The 19,460-nt window shown below is 41.0% G+C and carries 26 protein-coding genes, 4 pseudogenes and 1 riboswitch; of the genes and pseudogenes, 9 read left to right on the forward strand and 21 right to left on the reverse strand.

Annotation, left to right across the window (positions count from 1 at the left end; genetic code table 11):
- Positions 1 to 34: 34 nt before the first annotated feature.
- Positions 35 to 772, reverse strand: a complete 738-nt coding sequence (locus tag AACW90_RS14500; protein ID WP_390236320.1) for a chromosome partitioning protein ParA — start codon at positions 770 to 772, stop codon at positions 35 to 37.
- A gap of 25 nt (positions 773 to 797) precedes the next feature.
- Positions 798 to 956 carry a hypothetical protein gene (locus AACW90_RS14505; protein ID WP_195703317.1) on the reverse strand — a complete coding sequence of 53 codons (159 nt, stop codon included), beginning with the start codon at positions 954 to 956 and terminating at the stop codon, positions 798 to 800.
- A 322-nt stretch (positions 957 to 1,278) separates the two neighbouring features.
- A riboswitch (glycine riboswitch) is annotated at positions 1,279 to 1,400 on the forward strand.
- Between the two features lie 113 nt (positions 1,401 to 1,513).
- Between AACW90_RS14505 and AACW90_RS14510 the strand changes: the two genes are divergently transcribed.
- Positions 1,514 to 2,890, forward strand: a complete 1,377-nt coding sequence (locus tag AACW90_RS14510) for an alanine/glycine:cation symporter family protein (protein ID WP_390235697.1) — start codon at positions 1,514 to 1,516, stop codon at positions 2,888 to 2,890.
- Positions 2,891 to 2,978: 88 nt separating this feature from the next.
- Here AACW90_RS14510 and AACW90_RS14515 read toward each other — a convergent pair whose 3' ends face one another.
- Positions 2,979 to 3,629, reverse strand: a complete 651-nt coding sequence (locus tag AACW90_RS14515; protein ID WP_390235699.1) for a LysE family translocator — start codon at positions 3,627 to 3,629, stop codon at positions 2,979 to 2,981.
- A 119-nt stretch (positions 3,630 to 3,748) separates the two neighbouring features.
- Here AACW90_RS14515 and AACW90_RS14520 point away from each other — a divergent pair, with 119 nt between their 5' ends.
- Positions 3,749 to 5,230: a carboxypeptidase M32 gene (locus AACW90_RS14520; RefSeq protein ID WP_390235701.1), complete on the forward strand. Its 1,482-nt coding sequence runs from the start codon at positions 3,749 to 3,751 to the stop codon at positions 5,228 to 5,230.
- Between the two features lie 287 nt (positions 5,231 to 5,517).
- Here AACW90_RS14520 and AACW90_RS14525 read toward each other — a convergent pair whose 3' ends face one another.
- The 4 genes from AACW90_RS14525 to AACW90_RS14540 form a co-directional block, all read right to left on the reverse strand.
- Positions 5,518 to 5,859, reverse strand: a complete 342-nt coding sequence (locus AACW90_RS14525; protein ID WP_390235704.1) for a hypothetical protein — start codon at positions 5,857 to 5,859, stop codon at positions 5,518 to 5,520.
- A 187-nt stretch (positions 5,860 to 6,046) separates the two neighbouring features.
- Positions 6,047 to 6,193 carry a hypothetical protein gene (locus AACW90_RS14530; protein WP_390235707.1) on the reverse strand — a complete coding sequence of 49 codons (147 nt, stop codon included), beginning with the start codon at positions 6,191 to 6,193 and terminating at the stop codon, positions 6,047 to 6,049.
- 64 nt (positions 6,194 to 6,257) lie between these two features.
- Positions 6,258 to 6,536: a type II toxin-antitoxin system RelE/ParE family toxin gene (locus AACW90_RS14535; protein ID WP_390235710.1), complete on the reverse strand. Its 279-nt coding sequence runs from the start codon at positions 6,534 to 6,536 to the stop codon at positions 6,258 to 6,260.
- Positions 6,533 to 6,817, reverse strand: a complete 285-nt coding sequence (locus AACW90_RS14540) for a type II toxin-antitoxin system RelB/DinJ family antitoxin (protein ID WP_390235713.1) — start codon at positions 6,815 to 6,817, stop codon at positions 6,533 to 6,535. The genes AACW90_RS14535 and AACW90_RS14540 overlap by 4 nt, the downstream gene beginning before the upstream one ends.
- A 169-nt stretch (positions 6,818 to 6,986) precedes the next feature.
- Between AACW90_RS14540 and AACW90_RS14545 the strand changes: the two are divergent.
- Positions 6,987 to 7,241: pseudogene (locus tag AACW90_RS14545) on the forward strand (carboxypeptidase M32); the annotation flags it as partial.
- Between the two features lie 173 nt (positions 7,242 to 7,414).
- Here the strand turns inward: AACW90_RS14545 and AACW90_RS14550 are convergent.
- Positions 7,415 to 8,062, reverse strand: a complete 648-nt coding sequence (locus AACW90_RS14550) for a class I SAM-dependent methyltransferase (protein WP_390235716.1) — start codon at positions 8,060 to 8,062, stop codon at positions 7,415 to 7,417.
- Positions 8,063 to 8,188: 126 nt separating this feature from the next.
- On the opposite strand from AACW90_RS14550, the gene AACW90_RS14555 reads away from it, so the two are divergent.
- Positions 8,189 to 9,103 carry a LysR family transcriptional regulator gene (locus AACW90_RS14555; protein ID WP_390235718.1) on the forward strand — a complete coding sequence of 305 codons (915 nt, stop codon included), beginning with the start codon at positions 8,189 to 8,191 and terminating at the stop codon, positions 9,101 to 9,103.
- Between the two features lie 138 nt (positions 9,104 to 9,241).
- A pseudogene (locus tag AACW90_RS14560) lies at positions 9,242 to 9,503 on the forward strand (carboxypeptidase M32); the annotation flags it as partial.
- Positions 9,504 to 9,550: 47 nt separating this feature from the next.
- On the opposite strand, the gene AACW90_RS14565 reads toward AACW90_RS14560, so the two are convergent.
- Positions 9,551 to 9,856, reverse strand: a complete 306-nt coding sequence (locus AACW90_RS14565; RefSeq protein WP_390235722.1) for a type II toxin-antitoxin system RelE/ParE family toxin — start codon at positions 9,854 to 9,856, stop codon at positions 9,551 to 9,553.
- The gene (locus AACW90_RS14570; RefSeq protein ID WP_390235724.1) at positions 9,844 to 10,101 is read right to left on the reverse strand and encodes a type II toxin-antitoxin system Phd/YefM family antitoxin; all 258 of its coding nucleotides are present in this window, start codon (positions 10,099 to 10,101) and stop codon (positions 9,844 to 9,846) included. Before AACW90_RS14570 ends, AACW90_RS14565 begins: the two co-directional genes overlap by 13 nt.
- A 177-nt stretch (positions 10,102 to 10,278) precedes the next feature.
- Here AACW90_RS14570 and AACW90_RS14575 point away from each other — a divergent pair.
- Positions 10,279 to 10,539 (forward strand): annotated as a pseudogene (locus AACW90_RS14575) (carboxypeptidase M32); the annotation flags it as partial.
- A 54-nt stretch (positions 10,540 to 10,593) separates the two neighbouring features.
- On the opposite strand, the gene AACW90_RS14580 reads toward AACW90_RS14575, so the two are convergent.
- On the reverse strand, positions 10,594 to 10,860 hold the full coding sequence (locus tag AACW90_RS14580) for a Txe/YoeB family addiction module toxin (protein WP_390235725.1): 267 nt from the start codon (positions 10,858 to 10,860) through the stop codon (positions 10,594 to 10,596).
- On the reverse strand, positions 10,853 to 11,107 hold the full coding sequence (locus AACW90_RS14585) for a type II toxin-antitoxin system Phd/YefM family antitoxin (protein WP_195703322.1): 255 nt from the start codon (positions 11,105 to 11,107) through the stop codon (positions 10,853 to 10,855). The genes AACW90_RS14580 and AACW90_RS14585 overlap by 8 nt, the downstream gene beginning before the upstream one ends.
- A gap of 223 nt (positions 11,108 to 11,330) precedes the next feature.
- Here AACW90_RS14585 and AACW90_RS14590 point away from each other — a divergent pair.
- A pseudogene (locus tag AACW90_RS14590) lies at positions 11,331 to 11,585 on the forward strand (carboxypeptidase M32); the annotation flags it as partial.
- Between the two features lie 67 nt (positions 11,586 to 11,652).
- On the opposite strand, the gene AACW90_RS14595 reads toward AACW90_RS14590, so the two are convergent.
- Positions 11,653 to 11,916: a hypothetical protein gene (locus AACW90_RS14595; RefSeq protein ID WP_390235728.1), complete on the reverse strand. Its 264-nt coding sequence runs from the start codon at positions 11,914 to 11,916 to the stop codon at positions 11,653 to 11,655.
- A 150-nt stretch (positions 11,917 to 12,066) separates the two neighbouring features.
- Between AACW90_RS14595 and AACW90_RS14600 the strand changes: the two genes are divergently transcribed.
- Complete coding sequence (locus AACW90_RS14600) at positions 12,067 to 12,879, forward strand: LysR family transcriptional regulator (RefSeq protein ID WP_390235730.1); 813 nt, start codon at positions 12,067 to 12,069, stop codon at positions 12,877 to 12,879.
- A gap of 118 nt (positions 12,880 to 12,997) precedes the next feature.
- Here AACW90_RS14600 and AACW90_RS14605 read toward each other — a convergent pair whose 3' ends face one another.
- The 6 genes from AACW90_RS14605 to AACW90_RS14630 all read right to left on the reverse strand — a co-directional run bounded on the left by AACW90_RS14605 (position 12,998) and on the right by AACW90_RS14630 (position 16,020).
- Positions 12,998 to 13,339, reverse strand: a complete 342-nt coding sequence (locus tag AACW90_RS14605; RefSeq protein WP_390235732.1) for a hypothetical protein — start codon at positions 13,337 to 13,339, stop codon at positions 12,998 to 13,000.
- Between the two features lie 140 nt (positions 13,340 to 13,479).
- Entirely contained in the window at positions 13,480 to 13,620 is a 141-nt protein-coding gene (locus tag AACW90_RS14610) for a hypothetical protein (protein ID WP_390235734.1), read from the reverse strand.
- A 64-nt stretch (positions 13,621 to 13,684) separates the two neighbouring features.
- Positions 13,685 to 13,963, reverse strand: coding sequence for a type II toxin-antitoxin system RelE/ParE family toxin (locus tag AACW90_RS14615; protein ID WP_390235736.1), 279 nt, complete (start codon positions 13,961 to 13,963; stop codon positions 13,685 to 13,687).
- Entirely contained in the window at positions 13,960 to 14,244 is a 285-nt protein-coding gene (locus tag AACW90_RS14620; RefSeq protein ID WP_390235713.1) for a type II toxin-antitoxin system RelB/DinJ family antitoxin, read from the reverse strand. Before AACW90_RS14620 ends, AACW90_RS14615 begins: the two co-directional genes overlap by 4 nt.
- A 195-nt stretch (positions 14,245 to 14,439) precedes the next feature.
- Positions 14,440 to 14,682 carry a hypothetical protein gene (locus tag AACW90_RS14625; RefSeq protein ID WP_390235738.1) on the reverse strand — a complete coding sequence of 81 codons (243 nt, stop codon included), beginning with the start codon at positions 14,680 to 14,682 and terminating at the stop codon, positions 14,440 to 14,442.
- A gap of 159 nt (positions 14,683 to 14,841) precedes the next feature.
- Positions 14,842 to 16,020 (reverse strand): MalY/PatB family protein, encoded by a 1,179-nt coding sequence (locus AACW90_RS14630; RefSeq protein WP_390235740.1) that lies wholly within the window; start codon positions 16,018 to 16,020, stop codon positions 14,842 to 14,844.
- Positions 16,021 to 16,209: 189 nt separating this feature from the next.
- On the opposite strand from AACW90_RS14630, the gene AACW90_RS14635 reads away from it, so the two are divergent.
- Complete coding sequence (locus AACW90_RS14635) at positions 16,210 to 17,226, forward strand: alcohol dehydrogenase catalytic domain-containing protein (protein WP_390235743.1); 1,017 nt, start codon at positions 16,210 to 16,212, stop codon at positions 17,224 to 17,226.
- Between the two features lie 59 nt (positions 17,227 to 17,285).
- Here the strand turns inward: AACW90_RS14635 and sigZ are convergent, their stop codons facing one another.
- Together sigZ and AACW90_RS14645 are read right to left on the reverse strand one after the other, a co-directional pair.
- Positions 17,286 to 17,852, reverse strand: a complete 567-nt coding sequence (gene sigZ / locus AACW90_RS14640; protein ID WP_390235745.1) for an RNA polymerase sigma factor SigZ — start codon at positions 17,850 to 17,852, stop codon at positions 17,286 to 17,288.
- An 83-nt stretch (positions 17,853 to 17,935) separates the two neighbouring features.
- Entirely contained in the window at positions 17,936 to 19,429 is a 1,494-nt protein-coding gene (locus tag AACW90_RS14645) for a glutathione synthase (protein WP_390236322.1), read from the reverse strand.
- Between the last annotated feature and the right edge of the window lie 31 nt (positions 19,430 to 19,460).

Here is a 19,460-nt window from a genome sequence, read left to right on the forward strand (position 1 = left end):
AACATGTATATCCATTGATGACGAGTATTACCAATTACAGCCCAATTCTATCCGAAATGCTTTCGATATCTCGTAGATCCAGTTTGTGAACTTCAATCATCTGATCAATTTGACTGATATTCGAGTTAATCTCATCGTGTTTGTCACACGCTGAAGAATTGGCTTCAAATGATGAACCATCCAGATAGACATCACACTCTTTTTTAAAGCGCTTTAACCTTGGCTCTAATACGTCACGTTCTTTTTGTAGCTTAGTTAGGTCTTGTTTGATCAACAACTCACGTTGAAATAGTTCGCGTGAGCGTTCAAATATATTCGCTTGCATCGCAACCTGTTTTTCCAAGTCTGAAATGGTCCGTTTTCTTTGCTCAATCTCTTCTAGTTGAGATTGAATACGCGCATCCATTTCAATATTAACTTTTTCAAGCTCGGTCACCATCGCTTGCGCGTTATCTATTTCTTGTTTACTTTGCAAGGCAATGGAGTCTACTTCGACAGTCACTCTCGACACAATTTCTGTTTCTAACTCTGCCTCTTTCTTTTCAACTGCTTCCGCTTTTTTTACGATAACTTCAGTCTGAGCCTGTTTTGCCTTTACCAACTTCACTTCTAGTGCTTGATAGGCAGGTTCCCATTCACTTTTTGTTACAATCGAACCGATAAGCCCACCAATGGCAATACCAAGCACGGCCGCTACAGCGATATAAATTAGGGTGTGTTTGTCCCTTTCCTCAATAACCACAACATCTTCTTGATCCCTTGGATCAACCATGTTACTCACGTTCTAACGCTCCTATTCATCGAAACAGTTCACTCATCACCATGGAAACAGCATACATAGCGAGCCCGGATACAAACGCAATGATGACACCATGTTGTACCTTTTTGTTCGTTCTGTACCGAATAAGAAATATTGAAAGTGCAATAAAAGCTGCGATAGCAATTAGTCTTGTCATATGCGCTCCTTGTTACATTTATATATAGCATTATCTAGTCTATTTTACGTTATTATTTCGTTGTTTAGGTGAACTAACGAAAAATTATTGAGCAATCAAATATTTCACTGCTGACACACGGAAAAGTTTTATGTAATATCCGCCGGGCAGAATGCTTGTTGTTTACTTATCAGCAAGCATTTGTTCCGTAGAAGACGGCAGGAGAGAGGGTTTACCACCAATATTTTGTTTAAAATTGGCTAATTAACCCCACCGAAGAAGTAAATCTTTCAGGTGCGACAATGAGTGCATAAAAACACAAATGGTCGTGAGGACTGTCGTTGGAGGAACCTCTGGAGAGAGCCGATATACCCTAATTTTATGAGGTATTGATTCGGCCGCCGAAGGAGCAAATCCGGTTTTATACTGGACGAAACTCTCAGGCAAAAGGACAGAGGAGTGGAAAGCTAGGTACATTTTACACCCGAATTCTGGGTGTTTTTGGCGTTTTTTCGTCAAAAAAAAGATAATTAACCTTTCACTCTTCTCCTTAAATTTTTGTTTTATTAAGGGGAACCATGAACAACTTTCAATCTTCACTTCAAACAATCGACAGCTTTGTTTGGGGACCACCATTATTAATTCTTCTCGTTGGTACTGGTGCGTATTTTACTTTTCGATTAGGTTTACTTCAGTTTAGGTATTTGCCTACCGCACTCAGGCTTGTTTTCTCTCGCTCAGAAAATAACAAAGCAGCAGGTGATGTATCCAGCTTCGCCGCTTTATGCACAGCATTATCAGCCACCATTGGCACCGGTAATATTGTGGGTGTTGCTACGGCAATCAAAATCGGCGGACCTGGCGCTCTATTTTGGATGTGGCTTGCGGCGTTATTTGGCATGGCAACAAAATATGCAGAATGTTTACTCGCGGTTAAGTATCGTAAGGTCGATAACAAAGGACAGATGGTCGGCGGACCGATGTATTATCTTCAATACGGTGTAGGGTCTAAGTTTTTAGCGACACTTTTCGCCGTATTTGCTCTGGGTGTTGCCTGTTTTGGCATCGGCACTTTTCCACAGGTTAACGCAATATTAGATGCTTCACGGCTCTCTTTTGGTATCTCTAGGGAGGTTTCGACCATAGTGCTTACCGTGTTGGTTGCGGTTGTCACCATTGGCGGGATAAAATCGATTGCTAAAGTGGCAGGACGAGTTGTGCCTGTGATGGCTGTTTTCTATGTTGTTGCGTGTTTGTTTGTACTGGTGACCAACGCTGACCAATTGTTCGCGGCTATTGAGTTAGTGGTTGTGTCTGCATTTACTACGACAGCCGCTTCCGGTGGATTCTTAGGCGCTGGCATGATGCTCGCGATTCAATCAGGTATCGCTCGTGGGGTATTCTCTAATGAATCCGGTTTAGGCAGCGCACCAATGGCAGCAGCAGCAGCAAAGACAGATTCGTGTGTTCGACAAGGTCTTATATCCATGACGGGTACCTTTTTCGATACCATCATTATCTGCACAATGACTGGACTCGCCCTAATCCTAACTGGCGCTTGGCAAAGCGAGTTTTCCGGCGCAGAAATGACAACACATGCCTTTGCTGTTGGATTAAATTCTGACACCTTGGGCCCTATGTTGGTCTCAATTGGGCTTATTTTCTTTGCTTTTACCACTATATTGGGCTGGAACTATTACGGTGAACGGTGTGTTGTTTTCCTGATGGGGACGAAAGCCGTGCTTCCTTACAAAATCATCTTCTTGGGGTTAGTGGCATCTGGTGCCTTCCTACATCTAGATATGATCTGGATCATCGCTGACATCGTTAACGGTTTGATGGCGGTTCCGAACCTGATTGGTTTAATTGCGTTGCGTCATATCGTTATTGCCGAAACAAAGGCTTATTTCGACGCAGACAACAAAGACAACCACGAACTAGCATTGCAAGTATAGCCGCGTTATTTTCGAGTTTGACCAACGATAAATATTCTTTAAAACCAATAAAAAGGGCCTGCAGATTCGCAGGCCCTTTTGTCTAAACTTATCCGTTATTTAATGTTGGTGGATCTTCCAGCAACAACTTGATACCTAAGCCAATCAAAACAACGCCGGTTAAGCCTTCCATCCACGTCATTATCGAACCATTTTGCACCAAACGCTTGGCATAGTTTATTGCACCTACAAGCCCGCATTGCCACGCCATAGCGATAACAAAATGAATGGTTGCCATCAACAACGATTGAAGAAATGGTGAGTAAGCGGGATCAATAAACTGGGGTAAAAATGCAAGATAGAATACCGCTGTTTTTGGATTCAGCACGTTTGACAGAAAACCTTCTCTTAACGAACGTTTAAGCTGGAACACGTCATGCTCAGAATCACTAATTTTAAGGCTACTTTTCCCCCTAAAGGTAGAACGTAATCCGTTGATACCCAGATAGATCAGGTATACCGCCCCTACCCACTTCATCATTTGGAACGCTTCTGCTGATTGAAGTAAAATGGCAGAAATTCCAATAGCCGAAAACGTGGCATGAAAAAATAGGCCCATGCAGATACCAAAACTGGTTACGCAGCCGTCTTTGACCCCTGAACGACTCGTATTTCTAATCACTACCGCGGTATCCAAACCGGGTGTTAATGTCAGTATGGTAATGGCTATCAAAAAAGCCTCGATATTTAGTATATGCATCCTTGTCACCGTTAAAAACACTCTGTTATTTTGTTATATCAGGTAATTAGTGTAAACCCAAGGCTTCTCGACTTGTTTAGATCAATGGTAAACTTGTTTTTTTGGCGATGGAAAAAATAATGTCTGCATATAATCAACTCAAAGAGCACTCAAAAAAAATATCACACTTTAATCATCTCGCGGCGATATGCGGCTGGGATCAAGCTTCGGTAATGCCATCAGGCGGTAATCAAGCGCGCTCAGAAGCAATGGCAGAACTGTCTGTCCATATCCATAAATTAATGACCGAACCACAGTTGGCAGAACTGTTCGACAAAGCAGAAAACGAAGCGTTAAATGGCAAACAGCAATCCAGTTTACGGGAACTTAAAAGAAACTGGATGCAAGCAAATGTATTACCTGAAAAGCTTGTACAACAAAAATCATTAGCCGGCTCCAAATGCGAACATGCATGGCGTACTCAACGTGGTCAAAACGATTGGCAAGATTTTAAGAAGAACTGGAAAGAAGTCGTTGACCTATCTCAGCAAGAAGCACAAATACGATCTGAGGCGACTGGCCTGTCACCTTATGACTCGATGCTTGATCTATATGAGCCTGGTACGACAACCGAATCTTTAGATACACTGTTTAGTGATGTCAGTAGTTGGTTGCCTAATCTCATCGATAACGCGTTAGAAAAACAGAAGTCAGATACGCTCATCTTACCTAATGGCACCTATAGTCGTCACGACCAAAAGCAACTAGGGCTTGAGGTAATGAAGTTGCTCCAGTTTGATTTTAATCATGGTCGATTGGATGAAAGTGTCCATCCATTTTGTGGCGGTGTTCCAACGGACGTACGGTTAACCACTCGATATGACGAAAGTGATTTTATTCAATCGTTGATGGGAACGGTACATGAGACAGGTCACGCGCGGTATGAGCAAGGTTTGCCTAAGTCGTTGTCAGGACTGCCCGTTGGTGAAGCGCGATCTATGGGTATTCATGAATCACAGTCTTTATTTTTTGAAATGCAGGTAGGGAGAAATGATGTTTTTATTGAACATCTTTCTAAAATGTCTGCGAATGCCTTTGACGCCAAAACAGATCCGGTACTTGAAAGCAGCAATTTTCAAAAACTATACACTCGTGTGGACAAAGGTTTTATTCGTGTTGACGCAGATGAACTCACTTACCCTGCCCACGTCATCTTACGCTATGAAATTGAAAGAGATCTTATGAACGGCAAGATCTCATATACAGACGTACCAGAGCTTTGGGACAGTAAGATGAATGCCTATCTTGGTTTGTCTACTCAGGGCAATTTCAAAGATGGTTGTATGCAGGATATTCATTGGACAGATGGGGCCTTTGGGTATTTCCCTTCATACACATTAGGTGCAATGTATGCGGCGCAGTTTATGGCTTCGATGAAGAAAACTGTAGACGTTGATTCCGTGATTCGAAGTGGCGATCTCTCCCCTATTTTCTCTTGGTTATCTGAGAACATTTGGAGTAAAGGCAGTTTGTTGACCACTGATGAGTTGGTTAAGGCAGCGACTGGTGAGACGTTGAATGCAGATCATTTTCAGGCGCATTTGAGAAGCCGTTACCTTTAAACATCTAAATAGAATAAGGCTGGGCAGATTTCAGATCCAGCCTTTCTAACCACCTCGATAATAATATCGCTTAAAGCCATATACGAACATCTCTAAGTTATGGCATTTAGATTAGTATTTTCTTTCAGATAAACTCTGCTACTCAAAATTATACCAGTTTTCGAGATTTTCTGACCAGGGATTTTAGCCTACTACAACGGAATTCCTTACCTTTTTGGAATTACTAAAGACGCAATTTTCCTTGAATAACGATGGCTACCAATGTTCGTAAGTGTTATTCCAAGTTTTTATGTGCTTGACTGCATCTTATTAATCTTTAGCCAAAATGACTCTTGGCATTGATTCGTAAAGTTCTTTCTCTTGGGTACTATATTTAAATTGCTCGGCTGTTCAGTTACCTCATACGAAATCCAACACTCCTCACAAACTGCGTCCGTAATGTGTCCAGATAGTTCGCGCTCAGTTAGCTTTCTTACAGCAACACCGTTGTTAAACTTTACGAACAACTCACTGTTTTCCAGAAGAATATCTTCTTCTTCAGAAGCCTGTTTGTTAAATACCTTCTCTACTATCGACAAGCCATCAGGCTCTTCTTTCATCGCCGATATATACGTAAACAAATTATTCATTACACCTGCCTGTTTGAAACTATGAACACATAATGCTTTTTATACAGCGATTAGTCACACTTCATGGATATATAATGCAGTCTTTCTTTTGAGGCTTCAACATAGAATCAATAGGTTAGTGAAATAGCTAATGGGTTAGATTACTCCATGTAGCAAAACTTCTGGGTTTGCTGAATTTAGATAACTTTTAGTAGGGCAAACGCTCGCCATCTCGTTCATAAAGAAATTTTTCTCTAACGGATTTCGGGGCAAATACTCGTTTGATATTATGTAAACTTACACATTCCGTGGCCAAGCTGATTTTTCGGTCGACTGATGTAACCGTATCGCTCATAGAACCGTTCCTTCCCACTAACAGACAGTAGACCTAAATGATGTTAGTTGCATAGTAGACATAACTAGTCCACTGGGAACTTCTGTTTTTGGTGTAGTACACGCATGATACGAACGATATCGCCCTCAACCCAGTAGGAAATGATCATTGAGATCTCAGGAACAATAAGCAGTCGCCCCCTAATACTCTCCCTTTGTACTCCCATTAAAGGCTGTTCTAAAAGATTTTCAACTTTGGATTCGATGAGCTCATCTGTTTTATCAGCAGCTTCTGGGTTGAAGTCATAAAGAAACTCAAAGATCTTTTCGCGATCGTTAAGAGACTCTTCTTCCCACAAAATCATCGTTTTCCTCGGTTACGAATATTAACTTTACGTTCAGCCATACGAGATTTGGCAGATTCGTGATCAACAAAAACTGCTTTTCCTGAATCAAACTTATCAAAAGCCAAGTTTACTTGCTCAGTCAACCACGCGTCATGAGATAAAGTTTCCCTCTGTTGATCTGCTAGTTGCTCTGTTAGCTCACGGCAAGCATCACTTAATGTTCTGCCTTGGCTTTCAGCCATTTGTTGAGCTAGTCGTTTCGTTTCTTCATCAACACGAAACTGGATTCTAGTGTCCATGATATGCTCCATACCTTTTGTGAGTACAAATGTTAGCACTAGATAGAATGTTGGGCAATTAACAAATAACGATGGTGTTAATAACTAATTTTGACGATGTTCTCATCCCATCTCTTAGGTTCCAAATGCAGGTTACATTATACCGTAGACCGATGGGGCCTTTTAATCGTTCCCTTCCTACACTTTAGGCGCAATGTATGCAGCTCAGTTTATCGCGTCTATGAAGAAAACAGTAGGCATTGATTCAGTGATTCAAAGTCGTGATCTCTCCCCTATTTTCTCTTGGTTATCGGAGAATATTTGGAGTCACGAGAGTTTGTTGACGACGGATGAATTAGTTAAATCAGCGACTGGTGAAACGTTGAATGCTGATCATTTTCAGGCGCATTTGAGAAGTCGTTACAGAGGGAACTTTACGGGGTAAGCACCAATCGAGTTTGTTGTACTTTTACATTCTAGTCAGGATTGATACTTTTCGCATTTCAACTAACCAAACGCCACCATTGTGATAGGTGGTGTTTTCGATAATTTTTGGACTTGTAGTCTGTATTGTTAAAATAACTTTATCTAAAAATTCCGTGACTTATTCTATCTGCACTACGGCTGAAGTGCTTTCTTTGCGACAACAAAATAACTAGACGCCCCTTTGTATAGTTGTTCAGTAGCCACTTTTTGAAAGTCCCCATTTTTGATTAAATCATCCAAATCACAACTTTTATATCTTCTTATCGTTATTGGGATTAATCCAAATTTTGATAAGAATCTAACGAGGTAAATTTGAATGTTAACTAAAAAGGACTTTCTCCCATTCAAACAAGGTGTGGCAGAAATGAAAAGCCCATCAGGTTTTAATAATTCGTATATTCTTCGAATAACATCGTGAGGGTTATCTATGGTATGTAACATATTGAATGCTAGGATTACATCAAATGATTCATTCCTGAACTGTTTATCAAAAATAGTTGTGTGTTCAAAGCTAATATTTTCGATCCTGCAACTAGCCGCTTTAGTTTTCGCCGACTCAATCATTTCGGATGAGATATCTATCGCATGGATTTCTTTTACCTGACTAGCTAGCTCACAGGATTTTGTACCAGTTCCACATCCGTAGTCCAAAACAATATTGTTAATATCTAGGTATTTTTTAGTGTTTCCTCTGGTCTTATTATGAATATATTCAAAACGCTCTTCAGATTTATCGTAGTTCTTTGAAGCTTTATCCCAAAAACTTTCTGTCTTATTCATAGTTTGCACCTAGCAAATGTCAAGGCGTTATAGCCCCACGTGTTTATGTGAAATCTTGATGGTTTGTAATTATCGCGTTATCGATATTGTATCAATGCTATTATGAATAGATACGGACAAAAATGCATGAATGGTATTCACATGAGAATAGACTGGAAAGCTATAGACTTTGATTGGAATCACGCTAGAGCCTTTCTGGTTACTGCTGAATTAGGTTCCCTATCTGCAGCAGCTAAAGCATTAAGTAGCTCTCAACCAACATTGAGTAGGCAAGTTAATGCATTAGAAAAGCAACTTAAAGTAGCTTTATTTGAACGAGTAGGAAAGGGGTTAGAGTTAACTCCTAGCGGAATTGAGTTGGTTGAATGTGTTAAGAACATGGGTAGTGCGGCTTCTCATTTATCTCTACTTGCTTCAGGGAAGTCTGAATCATTAGAAGGATCTGTCTGTATTAGCGCATCAGAAATCATGGCGGTTTACGAGCTACCTACATTAATTTCAAAGTTAAGAAGTATTGAACCTAAAATCACTATTGAGTTGATTGCATCGAACACAAGCAGTGACTTGAAAAGAAGAGAAGCAGATATCGCTCTAAGATCTTACAGACCTACTCAACCAGACTTAATTGCTAAGAAAATTAGGGATGACGATTTTTATCTTTACGCCACAACTAGCTATCTTGAATCTGTTGGAAATCCTATATCTATAGCTGATTTTGATAACGTTGACTATGTAGGTGCTCCCGATATTCACAAGATTATTTCGATACTAAATCATCGTGGCCTGCAACTGACATCTGACAACTTTCCCGTTACCACTGGAAATCATACTGTTTATTGGGAGTTAGTTAAGCAAGGAATAGGCATTGGCTTCATTCAAGGAAATCTAGTTAAAACAGACGATCAGGTCCAGAAAGTGTTACCTGAATTAGGGGCATTCTCAAGCGAACTCTGGCTAGTCACTCATCGTGAACTCAGGACAAACAGACGAATCCAATTCGTGTTTGATTTTTTGAGTAATGAGCTATCACAGCATAATTAGCTAATTGGAATTCATAGGAGACAATCATTTATTTCTACAATTTTAAAAGCAAAATTCTAACCAACGGATTTTAGCGAATCTCTGCGTTTTATATGCCATCAGCCTTCCATTAGTTTAGCTGGTTACATTATACCGTAGACCGATGGGGCCTTCGGATATTTCCCTAACTATACGCTAGGCGCTATGTATGCGGCTCAATTTATGGCTTAGATGAGGAAGACCGTTGATGTAGATGGAGCAATTCGTAGTGGTGATCTAACTCCTATCTTCACTTGGTTATCAGATAAGATCTGGAATAAAGGCAGTTTGCTAACGACGGGATGAATTAGTAACACAAGCAACTGGTGAAACTTTAAATGTTCAGCATTTCCAAGATCATTTGAGATGTCGTTACCTTTAATGGTATAAATAATTGAGGCTGGTTAGTTCGTTGATTCAGCCTTTTAGTTAATTCATTTTATCCAGTAAAAATTTTCTCAAATTTCTTTCTTCTCGCATTACAAATAGAATGAAAATCTTGCTTTCCTCTATCTTATAGAAAACTCGGCATGGGTTAACGACGACTTCTCGGTAAGGTAAATGCGGTATCTCATTCGGAATTCGTCCAGATTCAGGAAATAGCTCTAAACGTTCAACTTTAGCAAAAACTGTTTGCATAAGCGTTTTTGCCGCACCTATATTATCTATCGCTATATATTCAGCAATATCATTTAGGTCAGAAAGAGCGGGTTCAGTCCATATTATTTCAGCCATTTTGACATTTTGTCCTTGGCTTCCTTGTGACTTAACGTTTTTCCATCTATTAATGCTCTTTCTCCTCTTGCAATTCCTTCGAAGATAGAAAGTCGATTTTGCATAAACTCGTAGTCGTCAACGTCAACAAGATAAGCTGATGGTATTCCATGCTCTGTAATCAGAATTGGCTCTTTGCTATCGTGTAGTTCAGCAAGTATCTTGGTCGCCTTTCGCTTTAAAGAAGTTACTACTTCAACTTTCATATCAGATCTCCTCTGTCATCTATATAGTGATACTAAAGTGTCACTATATAGATGACAAGCAAATTTACCAATATCACTCTAACCATCAAAAAAAATTGGAATAATATCTAGCAGACATCAATGAAGCGACAAGCCTCAATGTACTAAGCTAAAAATACAGGTAACATTATACCTTAGACCGATGGGGCCTTTGGTTATTTCCCTTCATACACTTTAGGCGCAATGTATGCGGCGCAGTTTATGGCTTCAATGAAAAAAACTGTCGATGTTGATTCCGTGATTCGAAGTGGTGATCTCTCCCCTATTTTCTCTTGGTTATCGGAGAATATCTGGAGTAAAGGAAGTTTGTTGACGACGGATGAATTGCTTAAGACAGCAACTGGCGAGACGTTGAATGCAGATCATTTTCAGGCACATTTGAGAAGTCGTTACTTATAGTGGTGTAAATAAGGCTGGTCAGGTTTCTGATTCAGCCTTTTACTAAGTCATAGACTAATAATGATAACGACAAGAAATTACGGTAATCGTTTCCTCATCCACTGCATAAACTAAACGGTTAGTATCATCTATACGGCGAGACCAGAATCCTGATAAATTTTCTTTCAATGGCTCGGGTTTACCAATACCTTCAAATGGAGTTCGCTTCACATCATTGATAAGTTTATTTATGCGCTTCAACGTCTTTTTGTCTTGAGTCTGCCAGTAAAGGTAACTACCCCAAGCCTCATCAGTCCACGACAACAAGCGTTGGTTACTCATCTATTAGCTCTCGTGCTTCTACTTTACCTGCACGGTATTGCGCTATTGAACGGTTTAAGTGTTCTGCGTTTTTAGGGGATCGAAGCAAATGAACCGTTTCCATCAAGCTATTGTAATAGTCTAAAGACATTACCACAGCATCTTCAGAGTCACGACGGGTAATAACTGTTGTATCTGCGTCATTCACGACACTATCTAAAACAGCTTTTAATCCGTTTCTTGCTTCCGTAAAAGATACTATTCTCATAAAAACTCCACATGTACATTTTATTGGACAAGTATAACTTCACAACCTTGACTTGTACAGTAACACGAACAACTATTCAGTTACTCAATTGTTAATTATTGGATCAACTACCAAGTCTTTTAAATCGCTTACACTTCTAAATCCCCTTAGAGTCAACGATGCGCAACAGATACAAAGCACCATTTCACTAACAATGCAGGTTACATTATACCGTAGACCGATGGGGGCCTTGGGTTATTTCCCTTATTACACTTTAGGTGCAATGTATGCGGCTCAGTTTATGGCTTCAATGAAGAAAATTGTAGACGTAGATGGAGCAATTCGCAGCGGTGATCTAACTCCAATTTTCACTTGGTTATCAGATAAAATTTGGAACAAGGGTAGCTTGCTAACAACTGATGAATTAGTTAAGCAGGCAACAGGTGAAATTTTAAATGCTCCGTATTTCCAAGATCATTTGAGAAGTCGTTATCTATAAACATCTAAATAGAATAAGGCTGGGCAGATTTCAGACCTGGGATTTTAGCCCACTACAACGGAGTTCTTTACCTTTTTGGAATTACTAAAGACGCAATTTTCCTTAAATAACGATGGCTACTAATGTCAGTAAGTGTTGTTCCAAGTTTTGCTACTACATTACGGATTTTTTCTAATAGCGTGTAGAACTTACATATATCGTCTGAACTATATTCTTTATAAAAAGCATCTTCTTCTTTCAAGATTTGAGTTTTACCAGCATCAGGGAACGGAACTGTTCTTGATGTGTGCCTCTTGAAACACTTATTCTTCTCCCCTGCTTTTATTTTCATTTCGGGCTCCGTACTAACTGTATTATTTCACTCCAAACAATATTGCGCTATGTGATACTTTTGGCAAAAATCAGAATGAGACCTTTTACTGTTCTAAAGATTACTAGACAATGTAATTTCATCAACAAAACGATACGCAAAGGTCTTTTCATGAATAAAAAGAAAGTTGATTGGAATGATCTCCAATTGTTTATTTCTGTAGCAAGAGAAGGTGGCCTTTCAGCAGCAGCAAAGTCGAGTCAACGAAGCCCTGCAACACTGGGACGCAGGGTGTATGCACTTGAACGTAGCTTAGGAAAAGAACTGTTTATTCGTCATGATCGTGGATATGAGCTACTTGCCGAAGGAAGAAAATTGTTAGAAGAACTAACGGCCATCGAATCAAAAGTCACTAGCTTCACAATGACAAGTTCACAAAACAAAAAGCCATTAGTCAAAATCTCTGCAGGAACGTGGACGACACTTTTTTTAATCCAACATATTGATCAATATTCCGGAACCTTAGATGACACCCTTATACGTTTCATCTCTACCGAAAAAATACTAGACATATCGCACAGAGAAATAGTTATCGGTATTCGAAACAGTAGACCAACAGACGAGTCTCTAGTATGTCGTAAACTAAAACGTGTCGATTTCGCACCCTATTCAACGCCAGAAGCTCCTGAATTATGGATAAAAGTTCTGGCTGATATACCCTCTGCTCGCTGGCTTGACCGCTTTATTATGAGTAATTCAATATGCGAAGTGAGTGTACCGAGAAACAGTCTTGATATCGCTCTTGAGAGTAAAGGGATAGCACTTCTTCCTACTTTTATAGGAGATACACAACCTAAACTAAAACGCGTAGGAGATATAATTGATGAACTTGGCCATGACCAGTGGTTGGTAACGCACCATGAGGATAGATACTTGCCAGAAGTAAGGAACCTAATAATTAAACTCGGTAGAATATTGGAGTAACTTTGATATAACTTGTTGTTTAATTGGGTCAATCTGAAGAGTATTGAAATGATACATTACCAATGTTCGACTTGAAATTGGGAGAATGCGTTGGCTACGCAACACTTAATCCTAATTTTTATGTGCTTGACTGCACCTTATTAATCTTTAGCCAAAATGACTCTTGGCATTGATTCGTAAAGTTCTTTCTCTTGGGTACTATATTTAAATTGCTCGGCTGTTCAGTTACCTCATACGAAATCCAGCACTCCTCACAAACTGCGTCCGTAATGTGTCCAGATAGTTCGCGCTCAGTTAGCTTTCTTACAGCAACACCGTTGTTAAACTTTACGAACAACTCACTGTTTTCCAGAAGAATATCGTCTTCTTCAGAAGCCTGTTTGTTAAATACCTTCTCTACTATCGACAAGCCATCAGGCTCTTCTTTCATCGCCGATATATACGTAAACAAATTATTCATTACACCTGCCTGTTTGAAACTATGAACACATAATGCTTTTTATACGGCGATTAGTCACACTTCATGGATATATAATGCAGTCTTTCTTTTGAGGCTTCAACATAAAATCAATAGGTTAGTGAAATAGCTAATGGGTTAGATTACTCCATGTAGCATAACTTCTGGGTTTGCTGAATTTTGATAACTTCTGGTAGGGCAAACGCTCGTTTGATATTATGTAAACTTACACATTCCGTGGCCAAGCTGATTTTTCGGTCGGCTGATGTAACCGTATCGCTCATAGAACTGTTCCTTCCCACTAACAGACAGTAGACCTAAATGATGTTAGTTGCATAATAGACATAACTAGTCCACTGGGAACTTTTGTTTTTGGTGTAGTACACGCATGATACGAACGATATCGCCTTCAATCCAGTAGGAAATAATCATTGAGATCTCAGGAACAATAAGCAGTCGCCCCCTAATACCCTCCCTTTGTACTCCCATTAAAGGCTGTTCTAAAAGATTTTCAACTTTGGATTCGATGAGCTCATCTGTTTTATCAGCAGCTTCTGGGTTGAAGTCATAAAGAAACTCAAAGATCTTTTCGCGATCGTTAAGAGACTCTTCTTCCCACAAAATCATCGTTTTCCTCGGTTACGAATATTAACTTTACGTTCAGCCATACGAGATTTGGCAGATTCGTGATCAACAAAAACTGCTTTTCCTGAATCAAACTTATCAAAAGCCAAGTTTACTTGCTCAGTCAACCACGCGTCATGAGATAAAGTTTCCCTCTGTTGATCTGCTAGTTGCTCTGTTAGCTCACGGCAAGCATCACTTAATGTTCTGCCTTGGCTTTCAGCCATTTGTTGAGCTAGTCGCTTCGTTTCTTCATCAACACGAAACTGGATTCTAGTGTCCATGATATGCTCCATACCTTATGTGAGTACAAATGTTAGCACTAGACAGAATGTTGGGCAACTAACAAATAACGATGGTGTTAATAACTAATTTTGACGATGTTCTCATCCCATATCTTAGGTCCAAAATGCAGGTTACATTATACCGTAGACCGATGGGGCCTTCGAATATTTCCCGTCATATGCATTAGGCGCTATTTAAAGATACAGAAAGTGTCGCGGCACTGGACATTGTTCCAACCGCTGTTGAATAAGCTGGACCATCATCATGCGTTCAAACTCATTCAGTGCTTTTTCCATCAGTTCTCCTTTTGTGCCGAGCGCCGTCACACCCGGCAATATGGCTAGTACCAGTGCTGACATAAACGCGATAATGACCAAAGGTACGGTATAGAAGATAAACTGCACGACAACATACTTGACGGACATAATCACAGTCATCACGTTTTCACTGGCAAATAAGCCAGCTACAGAGCCAACCGCAATTCCCAATAGCAGTTTTATGATAGGTAACTATCCACTTTTACTATTGTTTTCTGATTTCATAACTATTGGTTCTTAGTTTTTCATATTATTAACAGTAGTTAGTTTCTGTATGGGTTATTTCTGCGTGCGTTCAACTGCCATTTTGAGGTGAGTGAGTGATGACATGATCTGGTCAATAGAAGCTGCAAAGTTCATCCTGTAATAGTTTTCATCCGATTCGCCGAACCAAGTACCTGGAGCCAGTGCCAGCTTGGCCTCTTTAGCCAGTAATGTTTTCAGTATTTCCGGCGATAGATTCAGTCCTGAAAAGTCAAACCAGATCTGATTTGTGCCCTGTGGTTCAAACACCTTTACTTGTGGCAGCTGCTCGCGCATAAAATCTATAATCCAATTGCGGTTATTCTGGGTGTAGTCCAGAAACGCATCGAACCATTGTTCACCATGGCGATATGCTGCGACGGTTGCATAAGTAGTAAAGGCGTTGCCGTGATCTAGAGACATAGAACTGACAGTTGCGTTGATCCTGTCTTTTAGCTTTGAGTTATCGCTGTAGATATAACCGTTGCTGATGCTGTTCAGGCCAAAGTTCTTGGCCGGTGACCCGATGATTGTGATGCTGTTTTCGTACTTCAGCGCTGAAAGACTGGTAAATACAACCCCATCAAAGATTATGTCTCCATGTACCTCATCGCTAACGATGAGTGTCTGATATCTCTTCGCGATATCTACTAACTTTTCCAGCTCCTCTCTTTTCCAGACCCGACCCACCGGGTTATGAGGATTACACAGCAAAACCATCTTGACGTTCTCATTTTGTAACTGGTGTTCAAAGGCCTCAAAATCCATCACATAATGGTCGCCTTCAACTTTTAACGTATTACCTACAGCTTTTCTTCCGGCTGATTCAATCAAGCGGCGGAACTGATGATAGACAGGCGTCTGAATAAGAATGCCTTCACCGGCTTCCGAGAACTCTCTGATTAGCAACGCTATAGCACTGAGAACCCCGGGCACCTGAACAAACTGGTTAGGGAGAAGGTCCAAGCCGTGCCTTCTTTTATTCCAGTTCGCTATCTCCTCAAACACGGTTTCTGAATCAAACTCGTAAGAGTAACTCTCTCGGTTTACCAGCTCTTGCATGGCTTTCGTGATAGGAGAAGCGATAGGAAATTCCATGTCTGCTATCCAGTACGGCACTACATCATCAGTACCATAGATCTGATTTAGCATCTGGCTATCACTTTTAATAAACTTACTTGGTGCGTCTCTATAATCTGGTTCAACTTTAAACATGTTCTTCTCCGTTTTACTCGGTTGGTACAAATTAAGACGAGAGCTAAAACAAAAAGACACAAAATTTCTTGTTTGGGTGGATAAATTTTTTGCGTCTTATGCCGTATTTCACCGTCTTAAATTACAAGCAGCTTATCCAGCTTATATTTCGTGATGCAGCTGATACTCAGATAACTTATGGAGAAAAAAGTGAAAACAACTTATCGTGCAATGCAAATATCAAAATCCGGCACTCTCGAACTGGTAGAACGTCCGATACAAGTACCAGGGCCTAGAGAAGTGTTGATTGAAGTTGAAGCATGTGGCATCTGCGGTGCTGATGTCGGTGATATTGAAAATCCAAAATCCGATCTTGAGTTGCCTCGCGTACCCGGTCACGAGGTTGTCGGCCGCATTGTGGCGACTGGATCCGGAGTGAACCCATACTGGATGGTCGGGCAGCGAGTAGGCGTTGGGCGTCTTGGAGGCCATTGTAATCACTGTGAAGCATGTCGAAGTGGACAATTTCAGCTCTGTAGAGAGCAGCCATTTGTCGGCTCAACTCAGGATGGTGGTTATGCTGAAATGATGATTGCGCGAGCAACCGGATTAGTCTCGATTCCAGACGGGCTTAAATCACAAGTTGCCGCGCCCATCTTGTGCGCAGGTATTGCGACGTTTAATGCACTAAAAAAATCGGGGGCGCAGGCGGGAGATGTTATAGCGGTACATGGCGTAGGAGGCCTCGGACATATGGCCATTCAATATGCACACAAAATGGGGTTTAAAGTGGTTGCTATCGGTCGGGGTAAAGCTATCTCACAACAGGCAATAGGTCTTGGGGCTCATATCTACATCGATAGTAACGAAGAGGATGCTGCAGAGAGATTACAGGCAATGGGTGGGGCCAGAGCAATTTTGTCCACGACGACAAGCTCATCCACTATCGCTTCTCTGCTACCAACTCTATCTCCTCAGGGGCGGATAATGTTGCTCGGATTCAGTCATGAACCTCTCGCGGTTCCGTTCGGACCGATGATCGCAGGAGAGCGTAGTATTATGGGGTCTATTACCGGTTCACCATTTGAAAATGAGAAAACGCTTAACTTTAGTATGCTGTCTGGTGTGAGGCCCAAAATAGAAACTATGCCGCTGGAAAAGGCCAATGAGGCTTATCAAAAAATGCGTTCCGGGGAAGTGGAGTTTCGTATGGTGTTAACCATGTAAGCGGAGTTGGTTTTTTGCGATGAGAGACTCTGAAAACCAGAGCCTCTCCTATTGCTTTGTTATTTAACTACTGGGGATAGATTCTGGCAGGTGTCTAAGTGCTTACATTCTGGTTTTGGGTAAAAATCAATGATGCCTTCTCGACCTGATTCGATATTACAATAATGTATCAGCAGTTCTTTGAACTGCTGCCTTCCCCTCTGCACTCGGCTTTTTGCACCGGAGAGCGACAAGTTAAGTTTATCCGCAACCTCCTGCTGGGTCATACCCTCTAATTCTGCCAATGTCAAAGGGACGCGGTATTTCTCTGGCAGACACTGGAGCATCGGACGCAAACATTGCCCGATCGCGAGTAGATTCGCTTCTTCAGCCGGCACACTTTCTTCAGCTACGTCTTCGGGCAGTTCATCATATATTTTTTGTGAACGATAGAAGTCCATGATTACGTTATGGGTAATACGGTACAGCCAAGACTTTACACTAGATTTGGATTTTAACTGATGAAAGCTCATGCTCGCCTTAATATAGACATCCTGCAGAATATCTTCGACAGCATGGGAGTCATCCACATTCCTAGCAATGTAGTTTCTAAGTTGCGCTTGATGCATTAACCATTCTGATAGCATGTATACCTCGGATAGTTATTATCTATATTTCGATAATACCAGAATTATAGATAATAATAAATATGACACGACAATTACTCGATTCAATCCACTATCGACAATGAATCCAAAATCCCTCTCCCACTATGGATACCTCCTTCATTTTCACTCGCGGGTTTACTGCGTATTAGGTAACCTGCATAACCATTATTCTCAGTCACGGGCTCGCCTTGGTAATGCGCGGTAAACAAACCCACTTCACTAACGAGATCGCGAACCAACGTTTGCTTACCATCTCGAACGGCAATGGTTGGGGTGTCGCGTTCATGGGGATACAAACGCTGCATCAGTGCCCACGCATCATATTCTTCCGGTTTTAACGTTTCCAAAGTGGCACTAATATCTTCACCAAACACGCAGTGGCCACCGCCTTCACCTTGGTTTTTAAGTACCCATTCTATTTTGTCTGCACTCGCATTAAACCATTCAATACTCTCTGCTGTAATGGACTTCATATCCGCCAACACGCTTTTGACTAGATTGGCCTCCTCAAGCGATAACCCCCAGTGAGCATACGCTTCGACTGGCATTTGCGTCAGTAGCATCTGCATCGATTTACTTGTGGCTAATTGTTGACTGATGGTGGCATTCATCGCCACATAATGCTTCTCAATAAACAGACGAGTTTGGCTTAATGTATGACAACAAATGTCTTCGTTCAGCTCCGGTGCCCAGTAGTCTGTATATTGGTAGCCAGCGCGCAGATACACAGTATCAATAGCGCCAACACCATCAAGAATCAGACGTTGGTTATCACCACTTGAAAGCTGGGTGCTCAATTGCTCGAATGTGCGCCTGACAGTACGAACGCCGATCTTTTGCAATGCCACCTCTAAAAGGTGTTGGTCATAAACATTGTCTTCACCTTTCTGAACGATCATTAAGAACGTCGGCTTTTGATCAGAATTTTGGTTTTCAACATTAGAAAAATAGGCTTGAACCTTATTTGCAGCTGTTGCAATGCCCAGAGCCAATTGATCCAATCCTTGATTATCGGCGGGGGTTGTTGAATCATCTTCTAACCATTCTCGGTAAACATCATTCCATTGGTTTTTAACAAAGTTATGCAACTCGAAAGCACGTTGACCAAAGGGACCCATTCCCGCTGCTATACCATTAAATTCGATGACTTTTGCACCGTGTTGGCGGTCATCCATAAAATCTGTTCTCATTAATAACAATGGCTGACGAGCAGGTTGCTTAGGGTCTGCTGCATCACCGTGGACTTGTTGGTGAAGCTCCATCAAGCGACCGAAAAAGGGATCAGCTTTCGCCATATCGCTTAATGACGTTTGCAAAAAGTGATGATCCTCAGATACGTTGCTCACCAATTTAGCAATCAATGGCGTGACCTTGCGTAGGTGATCGTACGTTGAGCGTTCCATTGTCATCGGTGCAATGCTAAATGGTACGTGTCTTGCTGTATTGTCAGCCTGACGAAACGCTACGCCGTGCATGATTTCCCACTCAAGAATGTCTTCAATCACTTGCTGGGATACAAATTGCTTTTTACCGTTATCAATTGAGTTGGTGTGCATAGTTAGGCTTTTCATAATGTTATTACTCGTC

The sequence above is a fragment of the Vibrio frigidus genome (genome assembly GCF_042465995.1).
Taxonomy (GTDB): Bacteria; Pseudomonadota; Gammaproteobacteria; order Enterobacterales; family Vibrionaceae; genus Vibrio.

What these genes read in the sequence shown, in the direction of transcription:
- AACW90_RS14500 (WP_390236320.1), bottom strand. Translation starts at nt 772, where the DNA reads ATGGTTGATCCAAGGGATCAAGAAGATGTTGTGGTTATTGAGGAAAGG.
- AACW90_RS14610 (WP_390235734.1), bottom strand. Translation starts at nt 13,620, where the DNA reads ATGAGCGATACGGTTACATCAGCCGACCGAAAAATCAGCTTGGCCACG.
- AACW90_RS14630 (WP_390235740.1), bottom strand. Translation starts at nt 16,020, where the DNA reads ATGTTTAAAGTTGAACCAGATTATAGAGACGCACCAAGTAAGTTTATT.
- AACW90_RS14585 (WP_195703322.1), bottom strand. Translation starts at nt 11,107, where the DNA reads ATGAGAATAGTATCTTTTACGGAAGCAAGAAACGGATTAAAAGCTGTT.
- AACW90_RS14530 (WP_390235707.1), bottom strand. Translation starts at nt 6,193, where the DNA reads ATGAGCGATACGGTTACATCAGTCGACCGAAAAATCAGCTTGGCCACG.
- sigZ (WP_390235745.1), bottom strand. Translation starts at nt 17,852, where the DNA reads ATGCTATCAGAATGGTTAATGCATCAAGCGCAACTTAGAAACTACATT.
- AACW90_RS14520 (WP_390235701.1), top strand. Translation starts at nt 3,749, where the DNA reads ATGTCTGCATATAATCAACTCAAAGAGCACTCAAAAAAAATATCACAC.
- AACW90_RS14535 (WP_390235710.1), bottom strand. Translation starts at nt 6,536, where the DNA reads ATGATTTTGTGGGAAGAAGAGTCTCTTAACGATCGCGAAAAGATCTTT.
- AACW90_RS14515 (WP_390235699.1), bottom strand. Translation starts at nt 3,629, where the DNA reads ATGCATATACTAAATATCGAGGCTTTTTTGATAGCCATTACCATACTG.
- AACW90_RS14605 (WP_390235732.1), bottom strand. Translation starts at nt 13,339, where the DNA reads ATGAATAATTTGTTTACGTATATATCGGCGATGAAAGAAGAGCCTGAT.
- AACW90_RS14580 (WP_390235725.1), bottom strand. Translation starts at nt 10,860, where the DNA reads ATGAGTAACCAACGCTTGTTGTCGTGGACTGATGAGGCTTGGGGTAGT.
- AACW90_RS14525 (WP_390235704.1), bottom strand. Translation starts at nt 5,859, where the DNA reads ATGAATAATTTGTTTACGTATATATCGGCGATGAAAGAAGAGCCTGAT.
- AACW90_RS14570 (WP_390235724.1), bottom strand. Translation starts at nt 10,101, where the DNA reads ATGAAAGTTGAAGTAGTAACTTCTTTAAAGCGAAAGGCGACCAAGATA.
- AACW90_RS14615 (WP_390235736.1), bottom strand. Translation starts at nt 13,963, where the DNA reads ATGATTTTGTGGGAAGAAGAGTCTCTTAACGATCGCGAAAAGATCTTT.
- AACW90_RS14555 (WP_390235718.1), top strand. Translation starts at nt 8,189, where the DNA reads ATGAATGGTATTCACATGAGAATAGACTGGAAAGCTATAGACTTTGAT.
- AACW90_RS14595 (WP_390235728.1), bottom strand. Translation starts at nt 11,916, where the DNA reads ATGAAAATAAAAGCAGGGGAGAAGAATAAGTGTTTCAAGAGGCACACA.
- AACW90_RS14540 (WP_390235713.1), bottom strand. Translation starts at nt 6,817, where the DNA reads ATGGACACTAGAATCCAGTTTCGTGTTGATGAAGAAACGAAACGACTA.
- AACW90_RS14620 (WP_390235713.1), bottom strand. Translation starts at nt 14,244, where the DNA reads ATGGACACTAGAATCCAGTTTCGTGTTGATGAAGAAACGAAGCGACTA.
- AACW90_RS14565 (WP_390235722.1), bottom strand. Translation starts at nt 9,856, where the DNA reads ATGGCTGAAATAATATGGACTGAACCCGCTCTTTCTGACCTAAATGAT.
- AACW90_RS14625 (WP_390235738.1), bottom strand. Translation starts at nt 14,682, where the DNA reads ATGACTGTGATTATGTCCGTCAAGTATGTTGTCGTGCAGTTTATCTTC.
- AACW90_RS14510 (WP_390235697.1), top strand. Translation starts at nt 1,514, where the DNA reads ATGAACAACTTTCAATCTTCACTTCAAACAATCGACAGCTTTGTTTGG.
- AACW90_RS14505 (WP_195703317.1), bottom strand. Translation starts at nt 956, where the DNA reads ATGACAAGACTAATTGCTATCGCAGCTTTTATTGCACTTTCAATATTT.
- AACW90_RS14550 (WP_390235716.1), bottom strand. Translation starts at nt 8,062, where the DNA reads ATGAATAAGACAGAAAGTTTTTGGGATAAAGCTTCAAAGAACTACGAT.
- AACW90_RS14645 (WP_390236322.1), bottom strand. Translation starts at nt 19,429, where the DNA reads ATGCACACCAACTCAATTGATAACGGTAAAAAGCAATTTGTATCCCAG.
- AACW90_RS14600 (WP_390235730.1), top strand. Translation starts at nt 12,067, where the DNA reads ATGAATAAAAAGAAAGTTGATTGGAATGATCTCCAATTGTTTATTTCT.